Raw genomic sequence first — 21,226 nt, 5'->3', positions numbered from 1 at the left:
AAATAAGAAAAAGTACCTACCAAAAATACCGGACGCCAAACTGGAACTGACGCGGCGGAGCCGCCGAGCGCACCACAAAGGTACTTCCGTACTGGATTTGGTTGCTGGCGCCGCGCGTTACGTTATAGCCCGAAATATTGGTGGTGTTGAGCACATTGAAGACATCGGCCGACAGCTCCAGGCGCGATTTGCCAACCACCGGCAGGGCGTACTTGACCGACAGGTCCAGCGTTTTGGCCCAGGGCAGGCGGCGGCCGTGGCGCTTTTCGCCGGGCGAATAATCCGCCGGCCAGAAAAACTCGGAGTCGCCGTTGAGGTCCGAAGTACCCAGAGCCTGGGCGTCGGCCAGGATGGTGTACGGCTGCCCACTTTGGAGCAGAAAAGCCGGAGTGATGGTGAGGTTCCGGACGGGCGAGTAGAACAACATGCCGTTGAGGACATGGCGGCGATCCTGCTCGTCGTAGGAGTACTCCGCTTCGAAATTATTGGAGTCCTGGGCACGGGTGTTGAGGCTGCTGGTGTTGCTCTTGACGAGCGCCAGGGCGTAGTTGAAACGGTAGCCCAGCTTGCCGCCTTCGGGTAGTTTGTGAAACACAAAGTTAGCCGCCCAGTAGCGCGCCTTGCCTTCGGGTGTGGTGACGTACACGTTGCGCGAGATCCCCCGCAGGGTATCTCCGTTCACGATGGCGATGTTGCCGGGCAGGATGGGTACCGGCCGGGTAGCGTCCGCTTCCGCCACGGTCCGCTTTTTGGGCTCGTTGGGGTCGTTGTTGGGAAAGGGCGCGGCCGGATTCAGGTTCCGGATCATGTACAGGTCGTTGGTGGCGGTATGGACAAAATCCACGTAGAAGAGCGTTTTTTCGGTAGGCTTGTACTGGTACCCCAGCGAAAACTGGTGGGAGTACGGATTACGAAACCCGTTAGGATTGAGCACGCGCAGGTTGTTGGTAAACTGCCGCTCGCGCCGCGCCTGGAGCTGCTCGGCCTGCGGGCCGTTGAGGTAGCTCACGTTGGTAGCCGTGGCCCGTATGTTGCCGGGAAAGGTGATCCGGTTCAGGTCGGCGGCGGGGTCCAGCAGGCCCAGGCGCTGCAGCTCGCTCAGTTGGCGTTGGTAGTCTGCCGAGGAGCTGTTGAACTGCAACGCATCGCTGTAGGCCGAGTACTTTATTTTGTCGTAAAAAAGCCCGTAGCCGCCCCGAATCACGCCGCGCCCACCTACCTTGAGGTTGAAGCTCGCGCGGGGTGCCAGGTTGTTTAGGTCGCCGCGGGTACCTCCGCCTTTGGAGAGGTTGTCGTAGTCGTAGCGCAGCCCAAAATTCAGATTCAGCCGGTTGTTGACTTCGAAGTTGTCTTCCACGTAGATATTAAACACATTCTGGGTAGTACCAAAGGTAGTAGGCCGCAGCTCCACGTCGTAGGTAATCACGCGCACATCGCGCGGAATATCGCCCACGTCCAGCGCGCCACCGAGGTTTCGGCTTCGGATTTCTTCCAGTTGCGCGTCGGTGAGGCGTACGGTGTAGGTACCGTTGGGATTGCCGCCTCCCAGCAGGCTGAAGGCTGAGCTCATGAATTCTACCCCTGCTTTGAGGCTATGCCTTCCCGCGCTGTAAAATAGCTTTTGCTGCAGCTGGTGGGAGTACTCTTGGCTGTCGAAAATAGATCCGCTCTGGCCCAGTACAGCAATGCCCGCTCCGGTAGGTGCCTGCACCGTCACGGACGGGCTATTCGGATTAACCGGCTCGCGGTAGTTCCAGCGAAAGTACGAGTGCTGGTAGTTGGTTTCGAGAGTAAGCTGGTCGGTGAGCGAGTAGCTGTTTTTGAGCGCAATGAGGTAGGTACGGTTGCGCTGGGCCGAGGCCGACGACGGAAAATTAACGCCCCCTTCGAGCCCGCCGCCCTGGCGGTCGATGTCGAAGCGACCTACATTTACCCGCACGGTCGACTTAAAACGGGTACTCCACAGCTGGTCGATCTTGCCCGAGGCGTAGCTGAATTCATTGCGGCCCGTCACGATTTCGTTCACCCCCAGCAGCGGGGAGTTCAGCAGGTTATCTTTTTTGTCCAGCGTCTGCTCGAAGTTGAGGTAGTAAAAGGTTTTGTTCTTTTTAAGGGCTCCCCCCAGCGCTACGCCCAGCTGGTGCCGCTGGAAGCCATCCTTTACCTGATTGCCCGACAGGTCCAGTGTGGCGTAGGCCGAGCTGGCATCCAGGATACTACCGGGGCGCGTCAGGTAAAATACTTCACCGCTGAAGTCGTTGCTGCCCGAGCGGCTCGTGACGTTCACGACGCCGTTGCTGGTGTTGCCGTACTCCACGGAGTAGTTGTTGGTCAGTACCGTAATTCCCTCCGCAAAGCCCACGGGCGTGTTGAACTTCATGTTGCCCAGGAAGCGCTCATTGTTGTCCAGGCCGTCAATCATGTAGTTGGTGTAGGTACCATTGAGGCCGTTGATGGATACATTGGGCGCTTCGGCGTAGCCCAGGGTAGCCAGCGTGAGGTTGGGGAGGCGGTACAGCGAGCGGGTAATGTCCCGCCCCTCGATGGGCAGCGCCTGAATCTCCTTTTTGGTCACGTAGTACGACACCTGCGCATCCTTTACGTTGAGCTGGGCCGTACGCCGGTCGCTCACCACCACCTCATCCAGGATCGACTCCCGCCTGGAGGGTAGTTCCAGCAGTACGGTGGTGATACCGCTCGTGAGCAGGCTTACGCTACTCACCTCGGTGCCCGCCAGGTTGGCCTGGCTTTCGGCTACCACCCGGTAGCGCCCCGCTGGGGGTAGTTCGGCAAAGACGGCCTTGCCCGCTTCGTTGGTTTGGGCACTCGCTTCAAACTGAGCCGCCGCATTCAGCACCCGAACGGTAACAAATGGCTGCGGTTGGCGAAGCAACAGGTCTACAACCTGAACTTCCAACTGGGCCTGGGCGTAGCCCGACGCCGCCAGCAGGAGCAGCAGGGTCAGGAGCCCACTCGCCCAAAAAGTACGTAGTGTAGGTAAAGATTGTTGGTGCATAAAGGGTAAGCCGGAGAAATGATAAGGGATGTTATATCCACTAGGTACGAGCAATAAACCCGTTCGGATTTCGATGGTTCGAGGTTTTAAGCAAAAATCTTTGGAGTACTCGGGCTTTCCCGAAGGTACTTGTTCGCTTAGCTATACACGACGCCCGGCGCTTGTCTTATACATTTGGTACTTGTGGCCAATCCCGTAGCCCGATATACAAGTGAGTTACCGCTTTTTGGTATAGCACTCCACCCTTCTACTAAAAAATTAGTTAATTTAGTAACTACCAAACTTTCTTTTTGGTACCTTGCTCCTAGGTACTTCACTGCTGCGGAGGTACCTGTGCGTCCATGAAGTATCCACCTAAACCTACTGGTATGCTCGCTATGTTTCTGTTTTGGCTGTCAGGCTTTTCGTCGGTTAGCTGTCCGCCCGATACGCTCCGCCAAGATTCTATGATCATCAGCGGCAGCTGCTGGGATGTCACGACGGGTCTAGACCTGAAAACCCACATCACGGCTCGTGTGGAAGGCGGCGCGTGGATGGCCCACCACACCGACGCCAACGGGCTCTTCTCGATCCAGGTACCTTCCCATACCCAGCAGCTAACTTTTGATATAATTGGCTACGAAACGGTGGTTTTCCCCGTAACGGCCCTCGGCGAAATGGACAGAAACACCCGGTTTCGGCTTTCGATTCCCGTGATTCGTAAAGACTCCCAACTGCTCGTAGGTACCTACAATCCGCCTCCCAAACAAAACCCGAAATCCGTCGCTAAAGGTACTTCGTTCTTTAGGGTGCGTAATGCTCATAGCGGTATACGCCTACAAGCAACTGTTTGCTTAAAGTACCCCAACACCGGCCGCGCCCACTGCTTCGAGGTAGATTCCACCAAAGTACCTACCGGCCTGGCGCTGGCTCGGAGCGAAGCCATAGCAATAGAGGTAAACGTCTCGGGCTACCAAAGCTACCGGGGCAGCATCACGGCCAGTCCCGACGGGCTCGAAAATCAGCTCTACCAAATCAGGCTGTTGCCCCTCAACCACACCATCCTGGCTCTGGCTTATGAGGTACCCGAAAATCAGCAATTCCGGTACGAAATTCGTAAGCCGGGGCATTCTACTTTTGTGTCCAGCTTCACCGCTCCGATACCGTATCTGAGCAGCAATTCCGTTCGGCCCGACGAAGACTATCAACTCACCATCTATGATAAAGGGAATCAGCTCGTGCGGCAAGAAACGTTTACGATCAAACCGGGCCTTAATTTTAAAACCATTCGCCTGAAAAAACCGGCGGCAAGTACCCCGGCGGCGTCGATCATGCACCGCGACTACGCGACTTACGACAGCGTGGTGCTTTACTTCGACCAAAGTACCTACCATTTGCGCCAAGCGACCCAGCCTACCCTCGACTCCATCTCCTGGCTGCTGGCCCGCCAACCCGGCCTCCGGGCACACCTCACCGGCCATACCGACAACGTCGGCCAGCGAGCGCTGAACCAAACGCTGTCGGAGTACCGGGCGCGGGTCGTGGCCCACTACCTCAAACAGCGGGGCGTCGCGCCGGAGCAGCTGGTACCCACCGGCCGGGGCCCCGACTCCCCCGCCGCGCCCAACGATTCCGAAGTTAATAAAGCTAAAAACCGCCGCGTGGTGGTGCGGCTGCAGCCTTAAGGAGTTAGGGCGGTAAAGTACCTAAATTCAGGTTTTTCTTATAAAAAATAGTAACCCTGAAAGGGTGCCAGGATTATAGAAATAATAGGAATCCAAGCCTGACAGAACCCCGAATGGGGTGACATAATTCATCACTGCCACCCCATTCGGGGTTTTAATCAAGGTGTTTTGAATACATCTATAATCCTATCATGCCTTCGGCATTTTTGTAAGAAAGCCCTCTACCCAACTTGTAACGCCCAGGCTTTATTGGGATCATCACAGGCCTCAGTAGGGCTACTTCATCAAACATCCCGGCAGCTACAAGTACCTGCCGGGATGTTTGATGAAGTACCCAAAAAGTACCTACGACGCGCTGGACAGCCGCTCCGGTGCGATGCTCAGGCGGTGTACCACCTCCGCCTTGCCCAAAATCTCCATCGTCATCATCAGGTCGGGGCCCGCGCCCAGGCCGGTAAGGGCCAGCCGTAGCGCCTGCATCACCTTACCCATCTTGATCCCGAGGCTTTCCAGGGTCTGGGCCAGCAGGTGCTTGATCTCCTCGGCGGCGAAGGTACCTTCGTAGCTCAGGAGGGCGTCGCGGAAGCCCGCGATGGCCCGCGCGGCCTCTTCGTTCCAGCGCTTGGCGGCTACGTCGGGGTCGTAGGTAGTGGGGGCACTGAACAAAAACGCCGACTCGTTCACGATTTCCCCGGCAAAGTGCACGCGGTCTTTGAGCAAGTGGACAATCTTGGTAGCCTGCTCGGGGCTGAGCTCGATGCCGTTCTGCCCAAACTGCGGCAGGATCTGCTCCGCCAGGGCGGCGTCGGGCTGGGCCTTGAGGTACTGCTGGTTGTACCACTGCGCCTTCTGGATGTCGAAGCGCGCACCAGCCTTGTGTACCCGCTCCAGGCTGAAGGCACGGATGAGCTCCTCCATGCTAAAGAGCTCCTGCTCGGTACCGGGGTTCCAGCCCAGAAAAGCCAGGAAGTTGGCCGTGGCGTCGGGCCGGTACCCTTCCTCGCGGAAGCCCAGCGCCCGCTCGCCCGTGCGGGGGTCGGTCCATTCCAGCGGAAAAATCGGGAAGCCCCCCAGGTCGGCGTCTCGCTTGGAGAGCTTGCCGTTGCCGTCGGGCTTGAGCAGCAGCGGCAGGTGCGCAAACTGCGGCATGGTATCCTGCCAGCCCAGGTACTTGTAGAGCAGCACGTGCAGCGGGGCCGACGGCAGCCACTCTTCGCCCCGGATCACGTGCGTAATGCCCATGAGGTGGTCGTCGACGATGTTGGCCAGGTGGTAGGTAGGCAGCCCGTCGGACTTCACAAGTACCTTATCGTCGATCTGCGACGAATGCACGGCCACCCAACCCCGGATGAGGTCATGAAAGCGGATTTCGTCCTTGGGCTGTACCTTCATCCGGATCACGTACGGCTGGCCGCTTTCGATGCGCTCCTTGATTTCGCCCACGGGCAGGGTGAGGGCGTTGGTCATCTGCATGCGCGTGATGGCGTTGTACTGCGCGGCGGGTACGTTGGCCTCTTCGAGGCGCTTGCGCATGGTATCCAGCTCTTCGGGCGTGTCGAAGGCGTAGTAGGCTTTGCCTTCCAGCACCAGCTGCTCGGCGTACTGCCGGTAGATGTCCTTCCGCTCCGACTGCCGGTAGGGCGCGTGCGGGCCGCCGTGGCGCGGGCCTTCGTCGATCTGGATGCCCAGCCACTCGAGCGCGTCCAGGATGTAGGCTTCCGCGCCGGGCACGAAGCGGTTTTGGTCGGTATCTTCGATGCGGAGCAGCATTTGGCCGCCCTGCTGGCGCGCAAAAAGGTAGTTATAGAGCGCAGTACGCACGCCTCCAATGTGAAGCGGCCCCGTAGGACTGGGGGCGAATCGTACGCGAACGGGAGATTGACTCATAGAGCAATGGGTAATTAAAAACGTATACTAGTTTGAAAAATGAAGTCGGGAAAGGTACTTTATTTAAAAAGAGCTGGGCCAAAGTACCCCGCTACTCTTTTACCGCCACCACCGAAATCTCTACGTTAACATCCTTGGGCAGGCGCGCTACCTGCACGGTTTCGCGGGCGGGGGGCTCACTCGTAAAAAAACTACCGTAGACTTCGTTTACCTGCGCAAAATCATTCATATCTTTCAGGAAGATGCTGGACTTCACGATGTGGGAGTAGTCCATCCCGGCGGCTTCCAGGATGTAGCCCAGGTTTTCCATGACTCCCTTCGCCTCCGCTTTGATGTCCCCCGAGGTAGCCAGCTCCAGGGCAATTTGCCCGGATACGTACAAAGTACCGTTGATGAGCACCGCCTGGCTGTAAGGCCCGATGGGCGCCGGGGCTTTTTCGGAAAAAATAATCTTTTTTGCCATACAATTCGTTTATTGAAGGTAGTTAGAAGTGCACAAAAGTACCAAAATATGCCACGCAACGCCCTTATTATTTTTGTAAAAAACCCCATCGAAGGAAAAGTAAAAACCCGGCTGGCTCAAACCGTGGGGCACGAAAAAGCCACGGCGATCTACCGGGAGCTGCTCAGCTACACCAAAAGCGTAACCGACTACCTCTTGCCTACCGACGTACAGGCTACGGTGTATTACGGCGATTTTGTAAACGAAAACGACCTCTGGAACGACTATCCCAAGGCCTTGCAGGTGGAGGGAGACCTGGGCCAACGCATGAAGGAAGCTTTCCGGGAGCAGTTTGCGGCGGGGGCGCAGCGCGTGGCCATCATCGGGAGCGACTGCCTGGAGCTACTGCCCCACCAGCTCGAAGCGGCCTTTCGGGCGCTGGAGCAAGACGAGGTCGTGATCGGAGCTTCCACCGACGGCGGCTACTACCTGCTGGGGATGCAGCGGCTCCACGAGGTACTTTTTGACCACATGCCCTGGAGCCAGCCCACGCTGCTGGAAAGTACCGTGCGGGTACTGCTGCGCGGCGGCCTCAGCCACGCCTTCCTGGACACCCTCTCCGACATCGACGAATGGGAAGACTACCTCACTTCAAAGCTGGTGCTGGAGATGCAGCAACTTTCCTGAGTTCACGACCAAGTACCCCCTAAAGTAGCCCATTACTGGATTTGTTTTTACATACATCAGCCTGACTTCATGCTTCGAAAAGAAGGAAATCAGGCTGATTTTTTTTCTCAAAAGGTACTTACACCACTACTGCCAGCCGGGATTCTGCCCCAGGGCGGGGTTTACGAGCAAATGCGCTTCCGGAATGGGATAAAGGTACTTTTTATCGTCGAATTTTCGCGGAATATTGGCCAGCCAGGTTATCTCCCCGGAGGTACCGTTGGTGAGTCGCTGGGCCTCCGTCGCTACGTTCAGGTAGGTTACTCCGCTGATCTGCGTAGCGGGCAAGACGGTATAAAAGTACACATCCGGAGTACCGTCTTCGTTCAAGTCCATGAGCTTGTTGGCCTCCGGTACATAGATACCCCGCCACGGCATTTCAAAAAGACTGCCGCGCTTCCAGCGCACAATGTCATAAAAGCGGAATCCTTCCAGCGCCAGCTCAATGCCCCTTTCCCGACGTACCTCCAGAATGACCGGATTGGTAATGCCCGGAAAATAGGTCGACTGCAAATACGGATCAACGACCGTAGGCAGCGTGGACAAGCCCCCCGTGATGCCCGCCCGGCTGCGCAGGGCCCCGATGGTCTTGGCCCAGTCTTCGTTGGTGAGGGTACCTAGCTCGGCCTTTGCCTCGGCGTAGTTCAGAAGTACCTCTGCGTAGCGAAAAACCGGGACGGTGTTGGTGTTGTTATTACCGCCGTCGATGGCTACGTTGTCTACGGTCCATTTGATGGGTTGGTAGCCCGTGTAGGAGTACGTAAAAGCCGGGGGAGCCGCTACGGGCGTACCCGCGTTGGTTCTCGTATAGCCGGGCGTACGGATGGTCTGCTGGAGGCGTTTGTCGCGCCCCTTGGTCTCCTCCATGAAGGTTTTGGTTTGGTAGCCACTCTCGTTGGTAAAGGGCGTACCGTCCAGCTTGAGGTAAGTATGAATAAACGGACGGATGAAGCTAAACCGGGTACCTGTGGTGGAGCTGGTAAAGTACCAGTTGGCGGCGTGCCTTACGCCCAGCGTCACGCTGGAGGCCACGGTGAGCAGGACTTCCGCAGCCACGGGGGCGTCGCCCACAAAGAGCTGCCGGTAGGCCTGGTCGGTACCGCCGCTGGTGTTGAGCCGGTACCGCCCGCCGTCCATGATCACTTTGGCGGCACTTTCGGCCTGTCCCAGCCAGGTATTGGCCGAGCTGGCAAGTCCCTTGTCGGTATGGTACTTTCGGAAGGTACCTTCAAAGAGCGCCACCCTGGCTTTCAGCGCCAGCGCCACATCTTTGGTAATCAACGTACGGGAGGCGTTGTCGACGGTTCTGATGTTGGCAATGGCAAAATCCAGGTCGGCCAGGACGTTGTCCATCACCAGGGTGCGCGAGTCGCGGCCTCCGTACAGCTGCGGATCGGCCACGTCGAGGGGTTTGTCGATCCAGGGTACATCGCCGTAGCGTTTTACTTTTTCAAAATAAAACCAAGCTCTGAAAAAACGCGCTAGCCCGTTGAAGTGTTGGCGGGTCGGCTCGGGTACTTTGGGGTTTACGTTATTGGCCAGGAAAAAATTAAGGTTGCGCAAAGTACCCCACCCCCAGTTCCAGTCGCTGCCCATCGCGATCAGGTCGTAGCCCGAGGCCGAGGTGTTGTCGTTGGTGCGGGAGCTGTACACGCCGTCGCGCAGGAAGTCGGGAGCGTTGCGGCGGGTCGAGTAGTCCGAGATGGCGTCGGCCTGGTGGATGTTGTTGGCGCTGGGCATCCACTCATAAAAAGAATTGGCGTAGAGCTGCAAGCCATTTTCACTGCCAAATACCGCGTTCTTATCGGCCGTATGCTGAGGTACCTCTTCCAGATCACAGCCGGTCAGGAGCAAAGTACCTAGTAAAAGTCCTATATAGCGAGTCTTCATGTTTGTATTTCTTTAAATGATTTTTACCTTAAAACGTGACGGAAAAGCCCAGGGTCAGGGTTCTCAACATCGGGTAGTTGTAGCCGTCGCCGGCATTGCCGTCCGTAAAAAGCTGATCGGAAGGTGCGTTGGCGTTCTCCACATCGACGTTGGTCACGATCCGGAGCAGCGGCGACCAGGTCCAGAGGTTATCGGCCGAGAAGAAAACCCGCGCGGCATTCATGACTTTGGTTTTGGCCAGGAGCTGTTTAGGAATGTTATAGCCCACCTGGAAGTTCTTTAGCCGTACGTAGGCGGCATTCATGGTATACTTGGTTTGCCGGACGGTCAGGATGCCGCCGCTGCGGTTGGCCAGGCGCGATACGTACCTCGGGAAAAAAGAATCCGGGTTTTCTTCCGACCAGATGATGCCCTCCTTGAGGTGCCACTGGGGTATATCGCCGTAGGGCCGGTTGTACATACCCCAAAAGGTATTGGCCTCCGTGCTGGGGTACCAGTCCTGCTTGCCTACGCCCTGGAAAAAAGCGGTAAAGAAGAAGCCCTTCCAGTCGGCACCCACGTTTACGCCGAAGGTATAGCGGGGGCTCGAGTTGCCGATGATCCTGCGGTCGCCGGGATTATCCACCGTGTTGTCGCCGGGCGTGATGCTCCCATCGTTATTCAGGTCGCTGAGCTTGATGTCGCCGGGCAAAATCTCGCCCCGTGCCGTCGAAAGGAACAAATTTTGCTTGGCATGGGCGTCGATCTCGGCCTTTGACGTAAAGAAGCCTTCCGTCACGTAGCCCCACATCTCCCCTATTTTTTGGCCAACGTAGTAATCGTTCAGGAATCGGTTGGGATTGTTGTAGCGCAGGATAACGGACTGATTGTCGGCCAGGTTTACGCCGATCCGGTAGTTGAAAGCCTTCGACGCCAGGCTGAAGTTATCCCGCCAGGCTACGATCAGCTCCCAGCCGGTGGTCTTCAGGTCGGCGTAGTTTCCGCGCGGCGACGTAGCCCCAAAGGTAGCTGGCAGCGTGAGGCCAATGGTGTACATATCGGTGGTTTTACGAATGTAGGCGTCGGCGTTGAGCTGGAGCTTCCCGGAAAACATCGCCAGGTCCATACCCACGTTGCTGGTGGTGGCTGTCTCCCAGGTGAGGCCGTCGGGAAGTACCGAAGGCCGGCTGGTACGCTGGGGCTGAATACCGTCCAGAACGCGGCTGGTTTGGGAGATGGAGAAGGTTTCCTGAAAAGCGTACGAGCCAATGTTACCATTGCCCAGGGAGCCGTAAGAACCTCTGAACTTCAGATCGGAGACGATTTTATCCGATACGGGCCAGAAAGGCTCCTGCGACAACCGCCAGCCCAGCGAGACCGAAGGGAAGAAGGCGTAGCGCTCGTTCTCCGGAAACTTCGAGGAGCCGTCGTAGCGGCCGTTGAATTCCAGCAGGTACTTGTCGTTAAAAATGTAGTTCAGCCGCGTGAAGCCGCCCAGGATTTTCCAGCCTTCGTAGTTGCCGGAGGTGGTGATGGCCTGCCCCAGGGCCAGGTTGATGTTGGTGGCATCTTCGAAGATCAGTCCGTTGCGTTGTACCTCCAGGCGGTTGTACACCGACTGCTCGTAGTTGGTACCTACCATGGCCTTGAAGTAATGCTTGCTGCTGAAGGTTTTTTCGTACTCGGCGTACAGGTTGGAGGCCAGGTACTTGGTGCGGTTGTGGTACTCACGGAGGTCGTTATACTGTATGCCCAGGTACTCGATCACGCCCGGCTCCCGGCTAAAAGGTACCTGCACCCGCCTTCTGGATTCGTCGTTGTAGATATTCTGGAACGTAAAGTTACCAATCACCCGCAAGGAATTCTCGAGAAACCGGGCCTCGAACCCGGTGGTATTACGAATAATACTACGCTCGGTGTCAATGCCATTTCGGCCGTAGTAAAAATCACCTACGGTGTACGCCCCGGAGTGCGTAATGGTGCCGTCGGGATTGAGCATGGGTGCCAGCACGTGCCCCTCGTCCGCAATGTTCCGCCAGATCCCGCTGCCCTCGCCCACGTTGAGCGGGTTGTAGTAGGTCCGGTTCGAATAGTCAAAATTGTTGTTGACCTCCAGCCAGCGGTAGAGTTTGATGGCCCCTTTGGCCCGTAGGTTATAGACCCGGAAATCGTCCGAGTTGTAGCGAAACAGGCCGTCCTGCCCGTTATACCTACCCGAAATCATGAAATTGGCTTTGTCGGTACTGCGCGAAAGCGATACGTTATGCTCTCTGGAGCTCAGCCGGTCTTTGTATAAGAGCTTAAACCAATCGGTGTTTTCGTAGTACACGTACTTGCCGTCGGGCCCAATGTCGGTCTTGGGCAGGCTGGGATCTTTGGAGCGGCGTTCGAGCTCGGCCAGGTACTCCTGCGAGAACGTCAACGTTTTGTTCACGTTTTGCGGATAGGTATTTTCCCAGGCATAAAAAGACTGATTGTACATCGACGCCCACAGGAAGCCGTCGGTCACGTAGTTGGGCAGTACCGTGGGCTGCTTAGAACCGAAGTTGGCGTTGTAGGTCACCGAAAACGCATCTTTGGCGGGCTGCTTGGTGGTGATCAGTACCACCCCGAACGCACCCCGGGCACCGTACACGGCGGCGGAGGCGGCGTCTTTCAGTACCGTCACGGTCTCGATGTCGTTGGGGTTGATCATACTTGGGTCACCTTCTACGCCGTCAATCAGAATAAGGGCACTACCGCCCTGCCCAATGGAGGTCGTGCCCCGCACGTTGATGCTGGGCGACTGGGTCGGCTTGCCGTCCAGGAGCCGTATGTTCACGTTGGGAAGTACCCCCTGCAAGCCCTGCGTGAGGTTGGGTAGCGGTCGGTTTTCAAACACCTCTTTGCCGATCTGGTCCACGGCGCCCGTCAGGTTCGCCTTCTTCTGGGTACCGTAGCCTACCACTACCACCTCTTCCAGGGCCTTGGTATCTACCTGAAGCAAAACATCCAGCGTGGTGCGGTTGCCAACTACTTCTTCTTTGGTTAAGTACCCTACCGACGAAAACACCAGCACCGTGGCGGCGTCAGGTACCTGGATGGTGTAGTTGCCTTCTACGTTGGTGTTGGTACCTTGCAGCGAGCCTTTGATGATCACGCTCACGCCCGGCAATCCTTCCCCTTTTTCGTCCGTCACTTTGCCCTTTATGGCTACATCCACCGGCGGCTGTACCAGCGTTTCCAGGCTTTTTATGCCCGAGCCGGTTGGTTTAGCAGCTTGCTCTGTACTCAGCAAAATGTACTTGCCAGACACTTCGTACTTGATGTGCAGCGGGCGCAGCAGCTTTTCCAACAAAGTACCAAACCGCTCTTTTTCCACGTTGAAGGTTACTTTCTGATCGGCTTTAATGACCTGCGGACTAAACACAAACTTGATGTTGGTCTGGGTTTCCAGGCGGCGCAGGGCGGCTGTCATCTCCTGATCTTCGACCTGAAGGGTTACTATTTTGTCAAGTACCTGCGCGCCCAGGTCATGGGCCACCATCCGGCTGCTACACAGCACCAGCGCCAGTACCTGCACTAGCCCGACGCGTAGTACTTGCTGCCAGCTAGCTCGAGACTGTAAAGTTTCTTTCATAGTTTTACTTTGATTAATGATAGGTTAAACATTGGAATAAAGTCCCCCGTACCAAGTACCTTGGCCATGCCTGCATTGGTAGGGAAAACCGCCCGAGCCGCCAGGGGATACACCTGCGAACTCAGGTACTTAGGGAGTAAGCGTATTTTTCTTCAATCGCAACCCTGACTTGAGATAATGATCTGGGCATCAACTACCTCGTAGGAAGCCCCGATCACCTTACAAATCAAGTCCAGCTTTTCGTAGAGCGTTTCGTTCTCCAGGGGGGCCATCAGCGTACAGTTTTGGAGCACATCATGGTCGTACACGATCGTGACCCCGTAGCCCGCTTCCAGCTTCTTGAAGACCAGCGGGAGGGGTGTGTTCATGAAATTGAAATCGCTGGGCTTGGTGTGAGAAGACTTGATCAGCACCGGATGCTCCACCAGGGTTTTGGTCAGCTTTTCGGGCGTGCGGGCGTACACCACCATTTGGTTGGGGGTCAGGATCACGCCCTCGGCTTCACTAAACGCAGGGTTGTCGTTTTTTACTTTGCCCGAAAGTACCGATACCCGCCCCGTCACTACCTTCACTACTACGGTGTTATCGTGCTCATAGGCTTTCACCGAAAAGCTGGTTCCCAGTACTTTCGTGACAATCTCGTTGGCATATACCAGGAACGGACTATTCGCTTTTTTGGCTATGTCGAAAAACCCTTCCCCGGAAAGGTAGACCTCGCGCTTGTCCGGCGCAAATACTTCCGGGTAGCTGATCTTGCTGTGGGGCTGGAGGGTAATCACCGAGCCGTCGCTGAGAGCTACCTTCAGAGGCTGCGTTGAGGTATTGCTTTTTTCGATTGTGGGGCCGGTCTGAGCCAGTACCATTTCCTGGTACTTGGTGGGCACAACCGTTTTTAGACCTCGGCCCAGGTACCATCCCAGCCCGGCCAGCACTACCAGCGCGGCCGCCACCCGGTACCAACCCGACGGCGAAAACAGGTACCAGGTACCCGGTTCGCGTTCCGTGAGTTGAGCAATGCGGTGAAGATTCTCGGCCATGCGCGGCTGGTCCAGGGTAGCCTCTTCCATCGCCAGGGCTTTTACCATCCAGGTGGCCTGACGAATGGTTTCCGCCTTTTGAGGGTGCTGCCGCAGCCAGGTATCCCAAAAGGTATCTTCCGGCGGCAGCTGCCCGTTTACCCACCTTCGAAAATGGTCGTCGAGCACAAAATCTTCGGCAGAATAGGCGGAGAAATCAGTATTATCCATGATAAAATTGGCTTATACCTATACATAGGTCCAATTTTCAGGTTTGTACTGAAAAAAATTAAAAAAAAGTTAGGGCTCCTGGACCCAGGCTTCTTTGAGCTCCCGAAGGGCGGTATGCAGCAGGTTACGAACCGACTGGTAGTTGATGGACATCACGTTGGCGATTTGCTCGTAATCCATTTCCTGGTAAAATTTCAGATAAATAATCTCCCGCTGTCTTTTGCTGAGCTTGGCCAGTACGTGGTGTAGCTTTTTCAGGTGTAGCTCGCTGGTTTCCAGGTCAATAATATTCTTCTCAACCGAGAATTCACCCACGAAAGCTTGCTCATCCTGCGCTTCTACGGCCTGGGCGTTCCACTTATCCTGGGTCTTTTTTTCGTGGTATATTTTGCGGCGGAGCGCTTTAAGCAGATAAAACTTCACGTGCTCGGTAGCTCCCAGGAAGGTACGGCGTTGCCACAATTCAAAAAACAAATCCTGGATGCAGTCCTCCACCAGTCCGCGGTCGGGCGTGAGTTTGGTGCCGTAGCTATAAAGCGTTTGGTAGAAAAGGCTCGCCAGCCGGTTAAAAGCCTCTTTATCTCCTTTTTTGAAAGCAAGCCAAAGTTCTGTTACCTCCGTAGTAGTTGACATGGGCTTCTGTTACTAAAAGGCAAATCTCCCTTTTCCTCAGGATATTTTCATACTTTTTAATGAAAATAGTAAATATTATGGCCTTCAGGTCCGCTACTTCCCAATAAACTCCCGCTGGGGCAGGTGCGAAGGGCTGGGTACTTTCCCGCCGGTGGCGTTGGGAGTATATCAGCGGGGGTAGCGGTCGGCCTGATGGCTCTTAATGGCCTGGGGGGTACTTAGCCCAAGCAAATCGGCGGCGCGCCAAAAGGGAAAAGTTAAAGTTAACAGCACTACAAGTAAGGCGGATAAGTACCTGTTAGTACCTGTAAGGAGGTACTAACAGGCAAAATCTACCGGTTGGCCTAGGGTAGTTCAAAAAGCGCTTTGAGCTCCGTGGCTTCCGCGGGTTTCAGGCGCCCGGCCAGGACCAGCCGGAGCTGACGCCGCCGCAGGGCGCTGGCGTACAGGGCGTCCTCTTCCTCGGTTTCGGGAAGTAGCTCAGGCACCTCAATGGGCCGGCCGTTTTGGTCTACGGCCACGAAGGTATAAAAGGCGCGGTTGGTACTGATGCGCTGCCCCGCCGGAATGTCCTCGGCCCACACGTCCAGAAAAACTTCCATCGACGAGTTGAAGGCCCGCGTTACTTTGGCTTTCATGGTCACGATGTTGCCCAGCTTAATGGGTTCCGTAAACGATACGTTGTCTACCGAGGCCGTCACGACGATGCGGTTGGAATGTTTTTGGGCCGCAATGGCGGCGCAGATGTCCATCCAGTGCAGGAGCCGTCCTCCCATGAGGTTGTTCAGGGTATTGGTATCGTTGGGAAGTACCATCTCGGTCATGGTGACCTCCGACTCCTGGGCGCGTTTAGGTTTGGGCATACACTAGGGTTTGGGTTTTATATAGGAAAACAGACTGGGTAATGGCCGGGCCGGGGTTGGTAAAAATGACGCCAGGTATTCCCATATTGTCCCTGCTTTTACTCAGTTTTTAATTAAAAAGTACTTGGCCCAAGGTACCTGTTTTTTTGCTTACCCGGCCGGGAGCCAAACTTTATACAATCTTAAAAAAATATTCGGTCGCTTCTTTTCGTATCACCGGCGGCTCAAAATCTAGGACACCGTACCTTCCGGCGCTCGGCCATCTGGTGCCGCGTGGTGAGTAGGTACTGCGCTCGTAACGAGAAAAACAGGTAGGTGTCGTTCAGGCCGGGGTTGCCCCGAATCCAGCCCGGCTGGGGGGCGGGTTGGCCGATCTCCTCGCTGCGGTTGGACAAGCGGCGGGCGAGGTCGGAGGGGAGGTCATCCGGATTGGGAAATACCGTACTGGCGTCGTCGAGGTAGTCGGACTGGAGGTAGTTGTTGCTCAGCTCCAGGCCCAGCCTCCAGCGGGTGGAGGTCCTGTACATTAGGCCAATACCGCCCGAAAAAAAGAATGGGAGCCGATTGTACCGCACATTTTCGGTGGTGAGGGGCGCAAGGCTGTACCACTTGTTGTCCAGACGAGCCTTGGGCGTAAGGTAGGTTACGCCTACGCCCAGCACCAGATACGGGTTGAACCGCGCCTGTCGGCTGAAGGAAAACAGATCGGCCTGAAGACCCAGCTGCAGGTCCGGGTTGGTGGTTCGAAACGAAAGATTGTTCTGAAAGTTGCGGGAGTAACGCTGATCGGCCGAAACACTGTACAAGCGGAGCTCGCCCCGAGCGCTGAAATGTTCGGTGAGGCGGTAGGAGGCCCCTAGGGCCAGCGTGGGGCCCAGCCCGAGGTGGGCAAAATCGAGGTCATCGCGGAGGTCACCCATGTAGTAGGCTACCCCCACACCGCCCACCAGCGAGATCACCCCGCGCGCCGGTACCTTATGATTAGTGAAGGGGTCTACCGACTGAGCGCCAACCTGAAAGCTGCAAAAACAAACGAGTACCTGAAAAATAGAGCGCAAAAAATGGTTCATGTCCTGGTGGTTTCCCCCGCAAAGAACGAAGATTATAAAAATAAATATGCAAAAGGGGGGCGGTTTACTTTAGCCGGGGCAAACTTTTTATAGCATTTATTTTATGGCAAGTACCACAACCTCGGGCACTCCTATCAAAATACTACACACTTCATGGCCATTTCACCCACCAAGTACTCAGAAGAAGAGTTGATCCCTTTGTTGAAGCGAAGCGACAAGCAGGCCTATCAATACCTGTACGATCACTACGCGGGTGCCATTTACAGCGTACTTTGTAAAGTACTGAAAGATACCACCAAGGCCGAAGACGCCTTACAGGATGCTTTCCTGAAAATATGGAAAAACATGGATGCCTACGACCCCCAGAAAGGGCGGCTCTTTACCTGGATGCTGAACGTAGCCCGCAACAGCGCCATCGACATGCTACGCTCAGAAAGCCGGAAACAGTGGGAGGCACTGTCGCCAGGCTGTACCTACAATGAAGCCATGATTACGTACCAGCCTCCCATTTCGGGGCTGGATCTGCGTCGGTACGTGGATGAGCTGCGGCCCGAACGAAAAATACTGGTGGAGATGGTGTACTTTCAGGGCTATACCCACGAAGAAGCTTCCGAAATCCTGAAGGTACCTTTGGGTACCGTTAAGTCCCGGATTCGGACCGCGCTCCTGGAACTACGCGCCTTTTTTGCTCCGGCCGAGCTGGCCTTTTCCTAGTCTTTTTTTGATCTCTTCCCCACACGCAAAAAGCCGGTCATCCCGGCTTTTTGCGTATTCCATTAAGAGGTCCCTATTTCTTTTTTAATTGCTACGGCGGATCGAGCTGGCCCCGGAGGTACTTGAACGTACTTCGCGGGCGTTACCCGAGTAGCTGATGGTACTGGCACCGCTGGCTTCGGCGGTTAGGGAAGCGTTGGCTACGATGGCCGCGTTGCTGGCGCCCGACGCGTCCAGATTGGCCTCTTTTACGGGAAAATCCTTGCCTTTAAATACCGAAGCGCCCGAAATCCGGCCGTTGAGTACGTTGCCTTTGCCGTTGAGCGTAAGCACCGAAGCCCCCGACAAGTCCAGCGATACCCGCTCGGCCGACACGTCCATGGTTACTTTAGACGCCCCCGAGATGTTAATCGCCATGCTCTTGGTGTCGTTGAACCCGCTGACGTTCACCTGGCTGGCTCCCGAGAAATCGACGCCTTCCAGCGTGGGCATGGTGATGGTAATGCTGATGCGCTCGCGGCGGTTTCTCCGCTTGTTTTCCTGGTACCGCACCCGCAGCGTACGGTTAGAGACCGAGGCCTCCAGGTCGTCGAGGTCCTGCTGGTCGCCGGTGGCCTTCAGGCTGTACTGGCTTCCCTGCCGTACCTCCACCTGGAAGGCGCTTCCCATGGATAGCCGCGAGAAGTTGGACACGTTGAAGGTACGGGTACCTTGGGCGGCTACGAGCGATACGCTGGCCAGCCACAGCAAGCAAAGTAATACGAGGTTCTTTTTCATGATACGTTGGACCGTTCGTTTAGTTAAGGTAATGGTTGTTTTCGTGAAAGATGCCGGAAACTCCGAAAAAGTTGCACGAAGCCAGGTACTTATTTCCCGGCCAAGCTAGGGCTGTACCTGGGCCTCGATCTTACTGGCACCCGAGCTGCGTTTACGGAGCGACCGTACAGTACCCAGCTCGGCCTTGCTAGCTCCGGCGGCATCTACGTCGGCATTTTCAATGCTCATTGCGGTAGCGTCCAGCTTACAGGCTCCCGCCAGATCGGCCTTCAACGACTGGGCCTTGCCTTTCAGGATCATTTTTGATGCCCCCGCTACGCCGATGTCCAGGCGGTTTACCTCCACGTTTAGCTCGGTAGAGGTGGCTCCGGCGGCAGCTATTTTCAGTTCGTTCAGATTCTTAAAACCCGAGACGCGCGTTTTGTTAGCTCCCGACAACTCCAGCGACTTGATAGTAGGCATGGTAATCACCAGCCCGATCCGCTTGGATTTACCCCCGAAGAGCCGGAATTCGCCCGGGCGCTCGACGTGCAGTACATTGTCCTGTACATACACCTTGAGGTTATCAATGGCTTCTTCGTCGTCGCTATCCACACTTACTTTAAAGGCCTCGCCCTGCCGAATATCCACGGCGTAGGCACCGCCCAGATCCACGCCTTCAAAGCCCGCCTCCGAAAACTGCTTGCTGTACCGGCCCCGGTTGCCCAGGTTAAGACTGGATGATTCGTTGTCGTATTCGTTGTAGGAGTACTCTTCTTCTTCGTCTTCTTCCTCTTCGGTCTCGCTTTGGATAAAATCAGCCGGTATATTGATACACACCAGGCCGGAGTCGCGCCGCACCACCCAGCGCAGGTTGCGCCAATCTACCTCGTCGCGGTCCAGGTTGTAGGTACGCAGGTACTTGTGCGGACCGCGCCAGCGCTGCAACTTACCGTGGTAGAAGTCGTGCGTCATGGCAAAAGGCTGGTTGTAGGGCAGGTAGAGCGTCATTCGCAGCTCCTGGTCGCGGAAGCGACTGCGCTCGTTGAGTAAGGCTTTTTCGTCAAAAATCAGCAGCGAGTCGCTCATCACCACGGCGTACTCCAGATCCGTCGCAAACCGGCGGGCGTCTTCCAGGCTCTGTCCCCGGGCGCTCATGATGCGGTCCAGCCGGATACTATCCGACTCGTCGTAGCCCAGCAGCTCTACCCGCGGCTCCCAGTTGGACTCCAGGTCGTTGCTGCGCTCATCAAGCGTAAGTACCCCTCTGGGTTTTGAGAAATAATCGGTTTCAACCACCTCTCCCCGGCGGGCAAAGTTGCGCTGGTAGGCAGCCCCGGAAATGGCCGCGCCCAGCAGGCCCACCACCCACAGCCCGGCCAGCGTCAGCCACACCGAGCCGCTCGTGATCCGGCGGTTGGCGATGAGCGTCAGCCCCAGTAACAAAATGACAATAAAGGGAATGACCGTGATGAGTACGATGGAAAGAATGAGCGTGGAGGGCATCTCGTTCAGGATCATCAGGGGAGGAATATCGGTAAAGGGCAGTACGTTGCGCATACCCAGGCCAATTCCCCCGCCGATGAGCATCCCCAGCAGCGACACCACCGCCATCGCCACCAAAAACGCGCCGATCACCACCCGCAGAATGGGCCCGATGCCCTTAAGTATTTTCCCCAATGCCCCAATGATGAGCGCAATGGCCCGAAAGGGCAGCAGCAGGATTTTGGTCAAGGCACTTTCCTGCGCTTCGGTCTCGTTCAGGTTGAGGCCTTTTTTAATATTCGTTTCAATGTTGGAAAGCGTAATGGGCTCCCCCTGCATTTCCATTTTCTCGGTGAGAGTATTAGCGGCGGGCGAAATCACCCACAAGATGATGTAAAACAGGAAGCCCGTACCGAACAAAAAGATGGCCAGTACCCACAGAAAACGCACCACACCCAGGTCTACGCCGAAGTAGGAGGCCACGCCACCCGCTACGCCCCCTACTACCTTGCGGTCAGGATCGCGGTAGAACTTCTTGATGCGGGTATCTTCTTCCAGCGACGCCGAGCCCGGAAACGCCACCCACATGGCAATGTACAGAATCACCGACATTCCGGCCAGGGGGCCAAATACCTCGTCGAGGTTAAAAATACCGGCCCCCACGGGTAAGCCGATCACGGTGATCAGAAACGCCAGCCGCACCCAGAGCGGATCGATGCTAAAGTAGTGGGCCAGGCCCGCCGCTACGCCACCCAGCAGCTTCCGGCGTAGGTCGCGCACCAGACGACGGGTACCAGCGAAGGTACTTTGCTTTTCGGCTTTGGGAGGGCTGGTACGAGGCGCGGTAAAGTCCGGCTCCGCTTTTGGCTGGGCCGAAAACGCTTCTTCCCGGACTGGTTGTAGCGGCTCGGACAGCAGGTCTTCGGCTTGGTCGATGGCCTCAAAATCGGCCACGGTACCCATAGCCGCAATGAGCTCGTCCACGTCTTCCAGCGAGATCACCTGCTTGCTTTCGGTTTTTTGTTTGCTTAAAAAGCGCTCGGCGATGCGCCCCTCAATGTCGGAAAGAATCTCCTTGCTGTCCGCAAACGACGAGAAGTACTTCTGAACGGAATTGAGGTAGTTCTTTAATTTATCGTAGCCATCTTCCTCAATATGAAAGATAATGCCACTGATATTGATGCTTATGGTCTTCTTCATGATTTTGATAATCGTATGTCAGTGAGGCACCTAGG

General features: G+C 56.0%; 14 protein-coding genes. 3 read left to right on the top strand and 11 right to left on the bottom strand.

Annotated elements, in window-relative coordinates; translation table 11 throughout:
• Nucleotides 1-16: 16 nt before the first annotated feature.
• Nucleotides 17-3,016 (bottom strand): TonB-dependent receptor, encoded by a 3,000-nt coding sequence (locus HNQ92_RS18770; protein ID WP_184176074.1) that lies wholly within the window; start codon nt 3,014-3,016, stop codon nt 17-19.
• A gap of 368 nt (nt 3,017-3,384) precedes the next feature.
• Here HNQ92_RS18770 and HNQ92_RS18765 point away from each other — a divergent pair, with 368 nt between their 5' ends.
• Nucleotides 3,385-4,680 carry an OmpA family protein gene (locus tag HNQ92_RS18765; protein ID WP_184176072.1) on the top strand — a complete coding sequence of 432 codons (1,296 nt, stop codon included), beginning with the start codon at nt 3,385-3,387 and terminating at the stop codon, nt 4,678-4,680.
• Between the two features lie 345 nt (nt 4,681-5,025).
• On the opposite strand, the gene gltX is transcribed toward HNQ92_RS18765, so the two are convergent.
• A complete protein-coding gene (gene gltX, locus HNQ92_RS18760; protein WP_184176070.1) occupies nt 5,026-6,567 on the bottom strand; it encodes a glutamate--tRNA ligase in 1,542 nt (513 codons plus the stop codon).
• A gap of 91 nt (nt 6,568-6,658) precedes the next feature.
• Nucleotides 6,659-7,030 (bottom strand): RidA family protein, encoded by a 372-nt coding sequence (locus HNQ92_RS18755; protein WP_184176068.1) that lies wholly within the window; start codon nt 7,028-7,030, stop codon nt 6,659-6,661.
• A 48-nt stretch (nt 7,031-7,078) separates the two neighbouring features.
• Here HNQ92_RS18755 and HNQ92_RS18750 point away from each other — a divergent pair, with 48 nt between their 5' ends.
• Nucleotides 7,079-7,696, top strand: coding sequence for a TIGR04282 family arsenosugar biosynthesis glycosyltransferase (locus HNQ92_RS18750; protein ID WP_184176066.1), 618 nt, complete (start codon nt 7,079-7,081; stop codon nt 7,694-7,696).
• A gap of 126 nt (nt 7,697-7,822) precedes the next feature.
• Here the strand turns inward: HNQ92_RS18750 and HNQ92_RS18745 are convergent, their stop codons facing one another.
• The 6 genes from HNQ92_RS18745 to HNQ92_RS18720 all read right to left on the bottom strand — a co-directional run bounded on the left by HNQ92_RS18745 (nt 7,823) and on the right by HNQ92_RS18720 (nt 17,036).
• Complete coding sequence (locus tag HNQ92_RS18745) at nt 7,823-9,625, bottom strand: RagB/SusD family nutrient uptake outer membrane protein (RefSeq protein ID WP_184176064.1); 1,803 nt, start codon at nt 9,623-9,625, stop codon at nt 7,823-7,825.
• Nucleotides 9,626-9,653: 28 nt separating this feature from the next.
• A complete protein-coding gene (locus tag HNQ92_RS18740; RefSeq protein ID WP_246440441.1) occupies nt 9,654-13,223 on the bottom strand; it encodes a TonB-dependent receptor in 3,570 nt (1,189 codons plus the stop codon).
• 152 nt (nt 13,224-13,375) lie between these two features.
• Nucleotides 13,376-14,470, bottom strand: coding sequence for a FecR family protein (locus HNQ92_RS18735; protein WP_184176062.1), 1,095 nt, complete (start codon nt 14,468-14,470; stop codon nt 13,376-13,378).
• Between the two features lie 69 nt (nt 14,471-14,539).
• On the bottom strand, nt 14,540-15,103 hold the full coding sequence (locus HNQ92_RS18730; RefSeq protein ID WP_184176060.1) for an RNA polymerase sigma factor: 564 nt from the start codon (nt 15,101-15,103) through the stop codon (nt 14,540-14,542).
• Between the two features lie 344 nt (nt 15,104-15,447).
• Nucleotides 15,448-15,966 carry an acyl-CoA thioesterase gene (locus tag HNQ92_RS18725; RefSeq protein WP_184176059.1) on the bottom strand — a complete coding sequence of 173 codons (519 nt, stop codon included), beginning with the start codon at nt 15,964-15,966 and terminating at the stop codon, nt 15,448-15,450.
• A 224-nt stretch (nt 15,967-16,190) separates the two neighbouring features.
• A complete protein-coding gene (locus HNQ92_RS18720) occupies nt 16,191-17,036 on the bottom strand; it encodes a porin family protein (RefSeq protein ID WP_184176057.1) in 846 nt (281 codons plus the stop codon).
• A 153-nt stretch (nt 17,037-17,189) separates the two neighbouring features.
• Here HNQ92_RS18720 and HNQ92_RS18715 point away from each other — a divergent pair, with 153 nt between their 5' ends.
• Nucleotides 17,190-17,750 (top strand): RNA polymerase sigma factor, encoded by a 561-nt coding sequence (locus HNQ92_RS18715; protein WP_184176054.1) that lies wholly within the window; start codon nt 17,190-17,192, stop codon nt 17,748-17,750.
• 84 nt (nt 17,751-17,834) lie between these two features.
• On the opposite strand, the gene HNQ92_RS18710 is transcribed toward HNQ92_RS18715, so the two are convergent.
• Both HNQ92_RS18710 and HNQ92_RS18705 read right to left on the bottom strand, forming a co-directional pair.
• Complete coding sequence (locus tag HNQ92_RS18710) at nt 17,835-18,527, bottom strand: head GIN domain-containing protein (protein WP_221307487.1); 693 nt, start codon at nt 18,525-18,527, stop codon at nt 17,835-17,837.
• A 105-nt stretch (nt 18,528-18,632) separates the two neighbouring features.
• Nucleotides 18,633-21,191, bottom strand: coding sequence for a PspC domain-containing protein (locus HNQ92_RS18705; RefSeq protein WP_184176052.1), 2,559 nt, complete (start codon nt 21,189-21,191; stop codon nt 18,633-18,635).
• Nucleotides 21,192-21,226: the final 35 nt, after the last annotated feature.

Source organism: Rhabdobacter roseus (assembly GCF_014202275.1).
Classification (GTDB): Bacteria; Bacteroidota; Bacteroidia; order Cytophagales; family Spirosomataceae; genus Rhabdobacter; species Rhabdobacter roseus.
Note: the sequence above shows the minus strand (reverse complement) of the source record. Positions and strands in the feature narration are given on the sequence as shown.

Bases quoted from the DNA above. Each gene is read 5' to 3' on its own strand.
- gltX (WP_184176070.1), bottom strand. From the start codon at position 6,567: ATGAGTCAATCTCCCGTTCGCGTACGATTCGCCCCCAGTCCTACGGGG.
- HNQ92_RS18715 (WP_184176054.1), top strand. From the start codon at position 17,190: ATGGCCATTTCACCCACCAAGTACTCAGAAGAAGAGTTGATCCCTTTG.
- HNQ92_RS18725 (WP_184176059.1), bottom strand. From the start codon at position 15,966: ATGCCCAAACCTAAACGCGCCCAGGAGTCGGAGGTCACCATGACCGAG.
- HNQ92_RS18765 (WP_184176072.1), top strand. From the start codon at position 3,385: ATGCTCGCTATGTTTCTGTTTTGGCTGTCAGGCTTTTCGTCGGTTAGC.
- HNQ92_RS18735 (WP_184176062.1), bottom strand. From the start codon at position 14,470: ATGGATAATACTGATTTCTCCGCCTATTCTGCCGAAGATTTTGTGCTC.
- HNQ92_RS18710 (WP_221307487.1), bottom strand. From the start codon at position 18,527: ATGAAAAAGAACCTCGTATTACTTTGCTTGCTGTGGCTGGCCAGCGTA.
- HNQ92_RS18745 (WP_184176064.1), bottom strand. From the start codon at position 9,625: ATGAAGACTCGCTATATAGGACTTTTACTAGGTACTTTGCTCCTGACC.
- HNQ92_RS18755 (WP_184176068.1), bottom strand. From the start codon at position 7,030: ATGGCAAAAAAGATTATTTTTTCCGAAAAAGCCCCGGCGCCCATCGGG.
- HNQ92_RS18740 (WP_246440441.1), bottom strand. From the start codon at position 13,223: ATGAAAGAAACTTTACAGTCTCGAGCTAGCTGGCAGCAAGTACTACGC.
- HNQ92_RS18720 (WP_184176057.1), bottom strand. From the start codon at position 17,036: ATGAACCATTTTTTGCGCTCTATTTTTCAGGTACTCGTTTGTTTTTGC.
- HNQ92_RS18705 (WP_184176052.1), bottom strand. From the start codon at position 21,191: ATGAAGAAGACCATAAGCATCAATATCAGTGGCATTATCTTTCATATT.
- HNQ92_RS18730 (WP_184176060.1), bottom strand. From the start codon at position 15,103: ATGTCAACTACTACGGAGGTAACAGAACTTTGGCTTGCTTTCAAAAAA.
- HNQ92_RS18750 (WP_184176066.1), top strand. From the start codon at position 7,079: ATGCCACGCAACGCCCTTATTATTTTTGTAAAAAACCCCATCGAAGGA.
- HNQ92_RS18770 (WP_184176074.1), bottom strand. From the start codon at position 3,016: ATGCACCAACAATCTTTACCTACACTACGTACTTTTTGGGCGAGTGGG.